10 protein-coding genes are annotated in these 13294 nt (G+C 42.4%); 9 read left to right on the top strand and 1 reads right to left on the bottom strand.

The features are described 5' to 3' along the window. The 5 genes from rlmD (at position 1) to eno (ending at position 7497) form a co-directional block, all read left to right on the top strand. Positions 1 to 1326: a 23S rRNA (uracil(1939)-C(5))-methyltransferase RlmD gene (rlmD, locus tag MTF66_RS19065; RefSeq protein ID WP_248527965.1), complete on the top strand. Its 1326-nt coding sequence runs from the start codon at positions 1 to 3 to the stop codon at positions 1324 to 1326. Positions 1327 to 1333: 7 nt separating this feature from the next. Beyond that, on the top strand, positions 1334 to 3493 hold the full coding sequence (relA, locus tag MTF66_RS19060) for a GTP diphosphokinase (RefSeq protein ID WP_058586455.1): 2160 nt from the start codon (positions 1334 to 1336) through the stop codon (positions 3491 to 3493). Further along, positions 3493 to 4293: a nucleoside triphosphate pyrophosphohydrolase gene (gene mazG, locus MTF66_RS19055; RefSeq protein ID WP_248527962.1), complete on the top strand. Its 801-nt coding sequence runs from the start codon at positions 3493 to 3495 to the stop codon at positions 4291 to 4293. The genes relA and mazG overlap by 1 nt, the downstream gene beginning before the upstream one ends. Before the next feature lie 157 nt (positions 4294 to 4450). Further along, complete coding sequence (locus tag MTF66_RS19050; RefSeq protein ID WP_054562242.1) at positions 4451 to 6085, top strand: CTP synthase; 1635 nt, start codon at positions 4451 to 4453, stop codon at positions 6083 to 6085. Between the two features lie 113 nt (positions 6086 to 6198). After that, complete coding sequence (eno, locus tag MTF66_RS19045; RefSeq protein ID WP_248527960.1) at positions 6199 to 7497, top strand: phosphopyruvate hydratase; 1299 nt, start codon at positions 6199 to 6201, stop codon at positions 7495 to 7497. 49 nt (positions 7498 to 7546) lie between these two features. On the opposite strand, the gene mutH is transcribed toward eno, so the two are convergent. Further along, positions 7547 to 8218 carry a DNA mismatch repair endonuclease MutH gene (gene mutH, locus MTF66_RS19040; RefSeq protein WP_248527958.1) on the bottom strand — a complete coding sequence of 224 codons (672 nt, stop codon included), beginning with the start codon at positions 8216 to 8218 and terminating at the stop codon, positions 7547 to 7549. Between the two features lie 540 nt (positions 8219 to 8758). Between mutH and rppH the strand changes: the two genes are divergently transcribed. The 4 genes from rppH to lgt all read left to right on the top strand — a co-directional run bounded on the left by rppH (position 8759) and on the right by lgt (position 13290). After that, positions 8759 to 9277 carry an RNA pyrophosphohydrolase gene (gene rppH / locus MTF66_RS19035; RefSeq protein WP_054562240.1) on the top strand — a complete coding sequence of 173 codons (519 nt, stop codon included), beginning with the start codon at positions 8759 to 8761 and terminating at the stop codon, positions 9275 to 9277. A 33-nt stretch (positions 9278 to 9310) separates the two neighbouring features. Then, the gene (gene ptsP, locus MTF66_RS19030) at positions 9311 to 11587 is read left to right on the top strand and encodes a phosphoenolpyruvate--protein phosphotransferase (protein ID WP_248527956.1); all 2277 of its coding nucleotides are present in this window, start codon (positions 9311 to 9313) and stop codon (positions 11585 to 11587) included. A 75-nt stretch (positions 11588 to 11662) separates the two neighbouring features. Beyond that, the gene (locus MTF66_RS19025) at positions 11663 to 12472 is read left to right on the top strand and encodes a sulfite exporter TauE/SafE family protein (RefSeq protein WP_055020682.1); all 810 of its coding nucleotides are present in this window, start codon (positions 11663 to 11665) and stop codon (positions 12470 to 12472) included. Positions 12473 to 12486: 14 nt separating this feature from the next. Further along, entirely contained in the window at positions 12487 to 13290 is an 804-nt protein-coding gene (lgt, locus tag MTF66_RS19020; protein WP_054562237.1) for a prolipoprotein diacylglyceryl transferase, read from the top strand. The last annotated feature ends 4 nt before the right edge of the window (positions 13291 to 13294 follow it).

Raw genomic sequence — 13294 nt, 5'->3', positions numbered from 1 at the left:
ATGGCACAGATTTTCAAAGCCAAAAAGAAATCCGTTTCGCAAAAAATGCTAACCCTCAATGTCACTGCTATGGATCACCAAGGGCGGGGCGTTGCTAAGCAGGGAAATAAAGTCTGTTTTGTTAATGGTGCTTTGCCGGGTGAAGAAGTAAAAGCGTTATTGATTGAAGATAAGGCACGTTTTGCCAGTGCTGATTGTAAAAAAGTACTATCAGCCTCAGCGCATAGGGTTACTCCTTTTTGTCAGCATTATCAGGTTTGTGGTGGTTGTCAGCTACAGCACCTTAATGCAGAGCAACAATTGGTTGAGAAGCAAGCTGCGGTTAGTCAGCTGTTTAGTAAGTTTGCCAAAGCTGATGACTTAAATTGGCAAGCACCTCTGCTTAGTGAAGAGCGCCATTACCGTCGCTCTGCGCGTATTGCTGTAATGCATGACAAAGCTGCAAAGAAAATGCGTGTAGGGTATCGAGCTCAGGGTTCTAAGCAATTGGTGAGTATTGAAAGCTGTGATGTGCTGAGCGGTACATTTAAAGACGTTTTTTCAGTTTTTGATGTTCTTATCAACAGCCATTCAGGTCTTAGTAGTATTAGTCACTTACAATTATGTGAAGCTGATAATGCGGCCTTTGTGGTTATTAGGCATACCAAAGCTATTAATGCAGAGTTAAAAGCCATAGTCGTAGCGGCGTGTGATGAATATAGCTGGCGTGTTGTGTGGCAATCACAAAGTGGTGAAATTGATCACAGTGACCATCCAATGCCGTACTACCAGATACCAGCTTATGATTTACGCTTTGAGTTTGGCCTTGAAAACTTTATTCAAGTTAACCCACAAGTTAACCAAGCTATGCTGCATCAAGCAAGACAGTGGCTTGATTTACAAGGTCATGAGCAGGTATTGGATTTATTTTGTGGTATTGGTAACTTTTCATTATTGATTGCAAAGTATGCTAAATATGTTATTGGTGTTGAAGGGGTCGATTCTGCGGTTGCATTAGCAAAACAAAATGCGCAAACTAACTCATTGTCGAATACCGATTTTTATTGTTTTGATTTAACAAAATCAATGCAATCAGCTGCTTGGTTTAGTGCCGAACTTGACGTGTTAGTACTTGATCCATCACGTACTGGCGCAATGGCTATTTTAGAGCAGTTACCACTTACTCAGTTTAAAACGATTTTATACGTCTCTTGTGATCCTGTTACTTTAGCCCGTGACAGTGCAATTATTTTACAAGCAGGCTTTAGCATTGAAAAAATTGGGCTTATGAATATGTTCCCGCATACCGGGCATATTGAAACGATGGCGTTATTTCACAGGAGGTAAAGCGCACATGGTAGCCACTAGACAGTCACATCAGCTAACTAAGCCGAGTGATTTTGCCAGCCGTATCGAGCTGTTAGCGCTAACAGAAGACAAACATACCTTATTAGAGCAGGCTCACCAACTGTGCCTGCACTGCGATGATGCAAAACGTGAAAACACAGCCATTGAAATGGTGGAGATTTTAGCTGAGCTAAATTTAGATGCAGACTCACTTGCCACTGCTTTTTTAACGCCTTATTTTTTAGCCGAAAAAATCTCAATTGAGACAGTCACCGAAAAGCTAGGTAATCACGTTGCGCTATTACTAACAGGCGTAAGTCAAATGGCTACCATCAGCACCTTAGCCCATCAAGGTAAAGGCACAGTACAAATCGATAATATTCGCCGTATGCTGTTAGCCATGGTTGAAGATGTGCGCGCCGTAGTGATTAAACTTGCAGAGCAAGTGTGTCACCTGCGTGATGTGAAAGACGCCAGTGAAGAAGAGCGCGTCATTGCCGCTAAAGAAACACGCGACATTTTTGCTCCCCTAGCTAACCGTTTAGGGATTGGTCAGCTTAAATGGGAACTTGAAGATCTTTCGTTTCGTTATTTGCACCCAGATACCTATAAAAATATCGCCAAACAGCTTGATGATAAGCGCCTTGCCCGTGAAGCATACATGGAGAACATGGTTGCTTTAGTCAAAACACGCTTGGCCGAAGCGGGTATTGAAGGTGAGGTGTATGGCCGCCCTAAGCATATCTACAGCATCTACAAAAAAATGGCACAGAAGAACTACGAGTTCGACCAGCTTTTTGATATTCGCGCTATGCGCATAGTGGTAGAGCGCCTGCAAGATTGTTACGCGGCATTAGGTATCGTGCATACTAACTGGCGCCATTTAAATAAAGAATTTGATGATTACATCGCAACACCTAAGCAAAACGGTTATCAGTCAATTCATACCGTGGTATTTGGTCCAGAAGGTAAAACCGTTGAAATTCAAATTCGTACGAGCGAAATGCACCAAGATGCTGAGCTAGGTGTTGCTGCCCATTGGATGTACAAAGAAGGTGCATTGCCAGGACGTGGTTCGGGCTACGAACAAAAAATTAGTTGGTTACGTAAGTTACTGCAATGGCAAGAAGAAGTTGTTGATGGCAGTGACCTAGCGGAAGAGCTTAAAAACCAAGTAGTAGAAGACCGTGTTTATGTGTTTACGCCTAAAGGGGATATTTTCGATTTGCCGCTGGGTGCAACACCACTTGATTTTGCTTATTACATTCACTCAAATGTAGGGCATCGTTGTATTGGCGCAAAAGTGTTTGGCAAAATTGTGCCATTTACTCACCAATTAAGCACCGGCGATCAGGTTGAAATTTTAACTCAAAAGCAACCTAACCCAAGTCGTGATTGGTTAAACCCATCGCTAGGTTATATTAAGTCTTCACGAGCACGCTCTAAAATCCATCATTGGTTTAAGCAGCTTGATCGCGATAAAAACTTAAGTGCCGGTAAAGAAATACTCGAAACTGAGCTGCAAAAACTAGATTTAACAACCAAAGATCTAGCGCCAGCAATCGAGCGCTTTAACCTTAAAGGCCTTGACGACCTTATGGTTGCGGTAGGTGCTGGAGATGTTCGCTTAAACCAGTTATTAAACTTCATTAGTGACCGTGAGCATGACGAACCACAAATTAAGTTTAAAAAGCCAAAAAGTGTCACCGGCGATAAGAATGGTATTGTTGTTGATGGGGTAGGTAGCTTAATGAGCCATGTTGCTAAATGCTGCCGACCTGTGCCGGGCGATGAAATTATTGGCTACATTACGCAAGGCCGAGGGATTGCAGTTCACCGTGAAGATTGCGATTCGTTTGAGAAACTTCGTGAAAAGCATCCTGAGCGGGTGATATCAGTAAGTTGGTCAGACGATGTCAATGGCTCTTACTCATTAACGATTAAAGTTGAAGCGACCGATCGTTCAGGCCTTATTCGAGATATCAGCTCAGTGCTTGCAAACGAAAAAGTGAATGTGCTGAACATGAACGTCAACACGGTTGAAGATAAGCAGCTTGCGCTGTTTTCAATGCAGGTTGAAGTACATGACTTATCAAGCACCAACCGCTTATTGTCTAAGTTACATCAAATCGAAGGTGTACATGATGCAAAGCGTGGTCATTCGTAATGTGTGATAAACAGGCAATTGAGCAGTCGCTTGCTATTATGGCCAAACTACGGGACCCAGAATCTGGGTGCCCGTGGGATTTAAAACAAGACTTTAAGTCAATAGTGCCGCATACCCTTGAAGAAGCTTACGAAGTAGCAGATTGCATTGAAAAAGGTGAGCTTACTGAGCTTAAAAGTGAACTTGGCGATTTACTGTTTCAAGTCATCTTTTATGCTCAACTTGCCAAAGAGCAAGGATTATTTGATTTTGCCGATGTGGCTAATACGCTTAATGATAAATTAGTTCGTCGTCATCCCCATGTCTTTGCAGAGCAAAGTGAGCTGACTGACGCTGAGCTTTCTGAGCAGTGGCAGGCTATTAAAGCACAGGAGCGAGCAGAAAAAGCAGCTTCACCACAAATGAGCCTGTGGCAAGACATTCCTGATGCTATGCCAGGGTTATCAAAAGCGAAGAAGATTCAACAGCGTGTAGCAAGCCTAGGGTTTGATTGGCCAAGTTATCATGGTGCGCTCGATAAAGTTGCTGAAGAAGTAGACGAAGTAAAAGAAGCGCTCGCCTATGATCCTTATTCAGAGCACAGTGCAGAAGAGCTTGGCGATTTACTGTTTGCAACAGTGAATGTTGCCCGTCATATTAAGCGCGATCCTGAGCAGTTATTACGAAGTGCCAATGCTAAGTTCGCTACACGCTTTGAAAAAGTGGCTGCTTACTTAGGTGAACGTGGCCAAAGTTTAGAAACGGCTAGCCTTGAAGAAATGGACAACGCATGGGAAGCCATTAAAAAGCAAGCAAACTAAGTCACTCATGATACAGCTTGGGTACAGTGTAACCAAGCTCGTTTTTTGTGCACTTATTTGCTAATTTTATCTGGATTGATAGCAGCCCCTTTGCTATAATATCGCCCCGTCTTGATTCTATATTATTCCTTTTAATTCCTGATATTCTAGGGTTCGCATGAGTACAAAATTTATCTTCGTAACTGGCGGGGTTGTTTCTTCGTTGGGTAAGGGTATTGCAGCAGCGTCATTAGCCGCTATTTTAGAAGCACGTGGTCTTAACGTGACTATTTTAAAGCTGGATCCTTACATTAACGTTGACCCAGGCACTATGAGCCCAATTCAGCACGGTGAAGTATTTGTAACTGAAGACGGTGCAGAGACTGACCTTGACTTAGGTCACTATGAGCGTTTCATCCGTACCAAGATGACTAGCCGCAACAACTTCACACAAGGTCGTGTTTATGAAGATGTATTACGACGTGAGCGTCGTGGTGAGTACCTTGGTGCAACAATTCAGGTTATTCCACACATCACAAACGACATTAAGCAACGTGTATACGACGGTGCTGAAGGTCGCGATGTAGCAATCGTTGAAATTGGCGGTACAGTTGGTGACATCGAGTCACAACCATTCTTAGAAGCAATTCGTCAGCTTGGCACTGAAATTGGCCGTGAGCGCGCATTGTTTATCCACCTAACGCTAGTGCCATTCTTAGGCCCTGCAGGTGAAGTTAAAACTAAGCCAACACAACATTCAGTAAAAGAATTACGTTCGATTGGTATCCAACCAGATATCTTGATCTGTCGTTCTGATCGTAAATTACCAAATAACGAGCGCGCGAAGATCGCACTTTTCACTAACGTTGAAGAGAAAGCTGTTATTTCATTACCAGACGTAGAAAGCATCTATAAGATCCCTGCGTTACTTAAGTCACAAGAATTAGATAACTTCGTATGTCGTCGTTTCTATCTTGAGTGCCCAGAAGCAGATTTATCTGAGTGGGAACAAGTGTTATACCAAGAGTCTAACCCAACAGGTGAAGTGACAATTGGTATGGTTGGTAAGTACATCGAACTACCAGATGCATATAAATCAGTAAACGAAGCATTAAAGCATGCAGGTCTGAAAAACCGTTTAACTGTGAACATCGAATACGTTGATTCACAAGACTTAGAAAGCAAAGGTACTGAGTTACTCTCTCACCTTGATGCTATCTTAGTTCCAGGTGGCTTCGGCGGCCGTGGTGTTGAAGGTAAGATCTTAGCGGCTAAATATGCTCGTGAAAATAAAGTTCCTTACTTAGGCATTTGTTTAGGTATGCAAGTAGCGCTTATTGAATATGCGCGTAACGTTGCAGGCCTTGAAGATGCAAACTCAACAGAGTTTAACGCTAAATCAGCACACCCAGTTGTTGGTTTAATCACTGAATGGCAAGATGCTGACGGTAACGTTGAAATCCGTGATGAGCAATCTGACCTAGGTGGTACTATGCGTTTAGGTGCACAGAAGTGTCACTTAACACCGGGTTCTAAAGTAAGTGAAGTATACGGTAGTGACGAAATTGTTGAACGTCACCGTCACCGTTACGAAGTGAATAACCACTTTGTAGAGCAGCTTGAAAAAGCAGGCTTAAGTTTCACTGGTTTATCTGAAGATAAGAAACTAGTCGAAATTATCGAGAATAAAGATCACCCTTGGTTTATTGCCGCGCAATTCCACCCGGAATTCACGTCAACACCACGTGATGGTCACCCGCTGTTTGAAGGGTTTGTTGCAGCTGCACACACTCACCAAAAAGCGTCATCGTAATTTAAATAGGCCGTGCTTTATGCACGGCTTATTTGTTTTAATAAGCCAATGGCATTAAGGATAATTAATAAAATTGGCACTAACTCACCATTTTCGGGAAAAGAGGAATCAAGATGTCAGAAATCGTAAAAGTGATTGGTCGCGAAATCATGGACTCGCGTGGTAACCCAACTGTTGAAGCTGATGTACATTTAGCTGATGGTTCATGGGGCCGTGCTGCAGCACCATCTGGTGCATCAACAGGTACTCGCGAAGCGCTTGAATTACGTGATGGTGATAAAGCACGTTACCTAGGTAAAGGTGTTTTAAAAGCAGTAGGCTATATCAATAACGAAATCGCTGAAACTCTTAAAGGCCAAAACGCAGTTGATCAAAAAGCTGTTGACCAAGTAATGCTTGACTTAGATGGTACTGAAAACAAAGAAAAACTAGGTGCTAACGCTATCTTAGCTGTGTCTTTAGCAACAGCTAAAGCGGCTGCTAACTCTAAAGGCGTTGAGCTTTATGAGCACATTGCAGACCTAAACGGCACATCAGGTGTTTACTCAATGCCATTACCTATGATGAACATCATCAATGGTGGTGAGCACGCTGATAACTCTGTTGATATTCAAGAGTTCATGATCCAGCCAGTTGGTGCTACAAACTTCCGTGAAGCATTACGTATGGGCGCTGAAGTATTCCACAGCTTAGCAAAAGTACTTAAAGCTGAAGGTCACTCTACATCAGTAGGTGATGAAGGTGGTTTTGCTCCTAACCTTGAATCTAACGAAGCGGCACTTGCTGCAATCAAGGTAGCTGTTGCAAATGCAGGTTATGAGCTTGGTAAAGATATCACTCTAGCTCTAGACTGTGCGGCATCTGAGTTCTACGACAAAGAAGCTAATATCTACGACCTTAAAGGCGAAGGTAAAAAATTCACTTCTGAAGAATTCAACCACTTCCTTAAAGGCCTTACTGAGCAATACCCAATTGTTTCAATTGAAGACGGCTTAGATGAGTCTGATTGGGATGGTTTCGCACACCAAACACAACTAATTGGCGACAAAGTACAATTAGTAGGTGATGACCTTTTCGTAACTAACACGAAGATCTTAAAGCGTGGTATTGATAACGGTATTGCTAACTCAATCCTAATCAAGTTCAACCAAATCGGTTCATTAACTGAAACGCTTGCTGCTATCAAAATGGCTAAAGACGCTGGCTTCACTGCTGTTATCTCACACCGTTCAGGTGAAACTGAAGATGCGACAATTGCTGATTTAGCAGTAGGTACTGCAGCTGGTCAAATCAAAACGGGTTCATTAAGCCGTTCTGACCGTATTGCTAAGTACAACCAATTACTTCGCATTGAAGAAGTATTAGGTGAGAAAGCACCTTACAACGGTCTTAAAGAGGTTAAAGGTCAGTAATCTGGCTTAGCTCATCAAGACTTTAAAAAACCTCCTTCGGGAGGTTTTTTTATAGCTGAAATTGTTGTTTTAGGATTTCGCCAGTAAAGCTGGTTTTTAGATAAAAGCCGCGAGGTAAGGTTTGTATTATCTGGCCATTTGGGCCAATTGCATCTGTCAGCGCTTTGCTATTGGCTGCTTTTGGCCTTATTTGCATTACATCGCCTAAATGCCCAGAAATTTCATCCACGCGACCAAGGGCGATTAGCTCCATTTGTTCTTCCCAATCACGCTGTAAAAGGGCATCTTGCTCTGCACTTGGCTGCCATAAAAAGCCACTGCCTATGGTACGGTGAAAAGGCAGTATCTCGCGCTCGCCTAAAATCGGTAACCACAAAACATGATTCAACTTTTTACGAACCGTGCTTTGCTGCCAAGTCATTCCGGTTACATTTAATAGCGGTGTTACCGAAACAAAGGTTGTTTCGAGGGGTTTGCCTTTAAATGAAATAGGTAGGGTTTTTAGCTCAATGCCTAACTCTTCAAAATCAGGTGTTGGCTTTGAGCCTGCTGTTGCACCAAGTACATATTCGATAAGTTGCCCGGTCCAGCCTTTTTCACGTAGTAAATCGTCAGGGGTTTTAAACTGATATTGCTCGGCTAGCTGCCCTAGGGTGAGGCCAGCAATAGCATCAACGCGTTGCATTAATTCGTTTATAGTTGCGGGTTTTATTGGTCGCATAAGGCGTTTATTTGATTGTCTAATTAACCGTATCATGATAGCAAATGCGTGCCTTAGTGGATATCTTTGTGTTTGGGTGTTTTTTGCGCACGTTAAGTGTGGGCTAAAAATAATCAGTTTTACTTTTGGATGTTCTAGTCTAACTAACTGATATTTAATTGTTTTACTGTTTTTTTATGTTGTTTCTATTTCATTAATTAAACAGTTGTTTGTATAAATACAGATATATAAACATGTTTATCCACAGTTTCTGTGGAGAAAGTGGATATTTCAACTGTGGATTGTGGATTTGTTTGCAATTTAGGCATGGTTTACAAAAGTTATGCACAAGCTGTGGGTAAGGTGATAAAAATACGGTTGTAAATAGTTATTTTAATCAAACAGCACATTTTTATAATAATTACTTCGTAACACCTTGATTAAACATGTTTGTTAAAAAATAATTTTTCAATCTAATTTAGGCTTAGGTGTAAAGTGTTTGCTGTATCGCAGGTTATGTGGAACAATCAATAAAAATCGACTTACAAATGAGGCACTAAGGTGATTGATGCCGAAGGTTTTCGTGCCAATGTCGGAATTGTAATTTGCAATAATCAGGGACAAGTATTTTGGGCTCGTCGCTATGGTCAGCACTCTTGGCAATTTCCCCAAGGTGGTGTTGATGACGGCGAAACAGCAGAGCAAACCATGTACAGAGAATTACACGAAGAAGTGGGCTTGCTTCCTGAAGACGTTGAGATCGTCGCAAGTTCTAAACATTGGTTACGCTATAAATTACCCAAGCGTTTAATTCGCAGAGACTCAAGTCCTGTGTGTATTGGGCAAAAACAAAAATGGTTTTTACTGAAACTTCGTTGTAAAGATGAAGATGTAGATTTACTTAAAACTCATCACCCCGAGTTTGATGATTGGCGATGGGTGAGTTATTGGTATCCGGTTAGGCAAGTTGTTTCGTTTAAGCGCGATGTATATCGTCGAGTAATGAAAGAGTTTGCTCCGTTTGCAATGCCGTTTAATAAACGAGAGCAACACAAAGATCATTGGCGACATAAACGATAAGGGCAACCTTATTTAAATCAAAGGAGCAGCATCATGTTAGCCACGCTCAGATCAATTGCTGAGGCAGTGTCGCAACAGGCGGACTTAAACAGTGCGCTGGGGTGTTTTGTGCAAATGGTAAAAGATGCCATGCAAACACAGTGCTGCTCGATTTATTTTGCAGATTATAGCCAAGATAACTTTGTATTGATGGCCACCCAAGGCCTCAACCCAGATGCGGTCGGTAAGTTTCGTATAGGTTTTACCGAAGGTCTCGTTGGTCTTGTTGCTCAGCGTGAAGAGCCTATCAATATTGCTTTTGCTAAGTCTCACCCACGTTTTAAGCTCTCACCTGAAGTTAATGAAGAAGGCTATAACGCGTTCTTATCTGTGCCAGTCGTGCACCAGAAAAAAGTTTTAGGCGTTATTGTTGTTCAGCAAAAACTAGCCCGTGTTTTTAGCCCTGACGAAGAGTCATTCTTAATTACGCTCTCGGCGCAGCTAGCTTCTCAGTTAGCTCATGCAGAAATAAAAGAAATATTACGTGTCGATGAGTTTTCACACCAAACCTCAGTATTAAAAGGGGTATCAAGTGCACCAGGTATTGCCATAGGTGAAGCCTTTGTTGTGATCCCTAAGCTCGACTTTAGCTCTATTGAACTGCAAAAAGACGATGATGTGAGCACCCAGCGTAAGCTATTTACCCAAGCAGTGGCTGCGACGCGGAACGAGTTTAATACCTTATCTATGACACTGAGTGACTCTATTCCGCAAGAGGCACTGGCGGTATTTGATGTTTATCAGCAGTTACTTGATGCCAAAAGTCTTGGTCAAAATGTTGAAGCGCAATTACAACAAGGCTGGAACGCTAAAAGTGCCTTGAAAATTGTTATTGAGAAATTGGTGACTCAATTCAATGCCATGCAAGACCCTTATATTAAAGAGCGTGCTGTTGATGTAAAAGATATCGGTTTACGGGTATTACACCATTTAGTAAATACCGAACATGCGGCAAAACCTTACCCTAAAGACACTATTTTAATTGCCGGTACATTAACCCCTGCAATGCTTGCTGAAGTACCTAAAGGGCACCTTGCTGGGGTTGTGAGTGTTAATGGTGCGGCAAATAGTCATGCTTCTATATTAACTCGTGCTATGGGGATCCCTGCTATTTGGGGCATTGAAGATGTGCCGTTATTGCAGTTTGAAGGCAAGCAAATGATTTTAGATGCCTATGCAGGGCGTTTATATATTTCTCCTTCACAAATGCTGCAAGAGGAATACAGTCAGCTCAAATATCAAGAAGCCTTATTGACCGACCGTTTTGTGGCAGAGCAAAACCTAGATGCCGTCACTAAAGATGGCGAACACATTAGCTTATTACTTAACGCGGGTCTTGAATTAAATACCGAGCATGACAATAAGCCATTTTGCGATGGGGTAGGCCTTTATCGCACCGAAGCCTGGTTTATGCAAAAAGGCCAATTTCCTTCACAGTCAGAACAAGAAAGCTGGTATCGCGAAGTGCTCACTAGTTACCATCCTAATCCTGTGGTGATGCGTACACTCGATATTGGTGGCGATAAAGTTTTAGATTACTTCAACATAACCGAAGAAAATCCATTTTTAGGTTGGCGTGGTATTCGCGTTACCTTAGATCACCCAGAGCTATTTTTAGATCAGCTCAAGGCAATGTTAAAAGCCAATATTGGTTTGGGTAATTTAAAAATCATGCTGCCGATGATCAGTGGTTCAGAGGAAGTCGATGAGTCGTTAAAATTGCTCGAACAAGCCTACTTTGAGTTAAGTGAACAATATCCTGAACAAGCCATTGAGCGCCCTGAAATCGGCTTGATGTTAGAAGTACCTTCGAGTGTATTTATGCTTGAAGAGTGGTCGCAAAAGGTCGATTTTTGCTCTGTAGGTAGCAACGATTTAACCCAGTATATGCTGGCAGTTGATCGCTCTAATGCCCGTGTTGCTGAGCTATTTAACCCTTATCACCCAAGTGTACTTAGAGTGCTATTAAAAATAGCACAAGAGTGTCAGCAACATGAGTTGCCATTTAGTTTATGTGGTGAGTTAGGGGGCGACCCTGAAGGCGCTTTACTGCTTATTGCGATGGGTTATCGAAGCTTGAGTATGAACTACGCTTCGATTAGTAAAATTAAGTTTGTGCTTAGGCGATTAAATGTCAGTGATATGGAAAAGTTACTTGCAGAGTGTTTATTACAACCCACTGCAAAACATGTACTTAGGTTAACGCGTAACTTTATGATTGAACATCAACTCGGCGAGCTATTTTACACCCCAAGCCAAGGCCAATCATGAGGGAAAATTGTGCTGTGAAGCACCTATATATTAGTTTAGTATATGTATATAACAAATTGAATATATGAGTGTGCTATGCATGACGTAATACTTTTAATGGTGTACTGCGCAATTTTGGGCAGCGTGGTTGGATTTTTAGCTGGGTTATTAGGCATTGGTGGCGGTCTTATTATCGTACCGGTGCTTAGTGCGCTATTAGTATCGTTCAATGTTGCCGACCCAAGCCATGTATTAGTTATCGCGATAGCAACCTCGTTAGCATCCATTATTTTTACCTCGACTTCTTCAGCCCTTGCTCATCATCGTAATGCTAACGTGCCTTGGGAAATTGCCCCATGGGTTATGACTGGCGTTGGCCTAGGCGCATTGATCAGTGGCTTTGCAGCAAGCTTTATCCCCGAGCAGCTACTGCGCTTTGTTTTTGCCGGTAGCGTGGTGTTTATCGCGCTCAGAATGGTGTTATCGACACGAAAAAAAGCCGCCAGTGAAAAGCCGCTTCCATCAGGGCCTATTCTTGGCTTTTTATGTGCCATAATGGGGGCGCTGTCGGGGCTAATTGGTATTGGCGGCGGGGCGCTTATTGTGCCGCTACTGCATTATTTTTCTGTTGATATTAAAAAGGCCATTGGTTGTGCTGCTGCATGTGGTATTGTCATTGCGCTGTTCGGCTCGGTGGGTTACGTATCTGCCGGGTGGCAATTAACATCTTTCAGTGATGGATTTGCCGGATTTGTGTATTTACCTGCGTTAGTCGGGATTGTGGTTACCTCGTCGCTCATTGCGCCAATAGGTGCCAAAGCCACGCATTACTTGCCTGTGGCAACAATAAAAAAAGTATTCGCGCTATTACTTGTCATAATTGCGCTTAAAATGGTGTTTAGTTAAAGGTTTTTATTTTTATGGCTCTTCAATTTCCAGATATCGATCCGGTTATTTTTTCGGTAGGCCCGCTCAGCGTACGTTGGTACGGTTTAATGTATTTAATTGGTTTTGCTTTGGCGATGTGGCTTGCTAATCGTCAAGCAGAAAAACCAAACTCAGGTTGGACAAAAGAACAAGTTAGTGACTTATTATTTTACGGCATGCTCGGGGTAATACTAGGTGGCCGTATTGGTTATGTATTGTTTTATCAGTTCAGCTACTTTATTGAAAACCCACTGTACTTATTCAGAATTGACCAAGGTGGAATGTCGTTCCATGGCGGTACGCTAGGTGTGATTACAGCCATTGCTATTTTTGCCTGGACACGTAAAAAATCATTATTTGAAGTGGGCGATTTTGTAGTGCCACTCGTACCGCTTGGTTTACTAGCCGGACGTATTGGTAACTTTATTAATGGCGAACTATGGGGCCGAGTGACTGATGTACCTTGGGCGTTTATTTTCCCATCAGGTGGCCCAGAGCCTCGTCATCCATCACAGTTATACGAAGCCTTTTTAGAAGGTTTGGTGCTGTTCTTAATCTTACAATGGTTTATCAAAAAGCCGCGTCCAGCGGGAAGTGTTGCAGGGGTGTTCTTACTTGGCTATGGCGTGTTTAGATTTATCGTTGAATATTTCCGTGAACCAGATGCTCATTTAGGTTTATTCGCAGGCTTTATCTCGATGGGGCAAATACTGTCATTGCCGATGGTAATTGGTGGCCTTGGTTTGTTAATATGGGCCTATAAAAAGCCGCAACACAGCGTGGCAAGCAAAGCATAACAAG

The organism is Pseudoalteromonas sp. 2CM39R, assembly GCF_023161845.1.
This window is presented reverse-complemented; position numbering and strand designations above follow the sequence as displayed.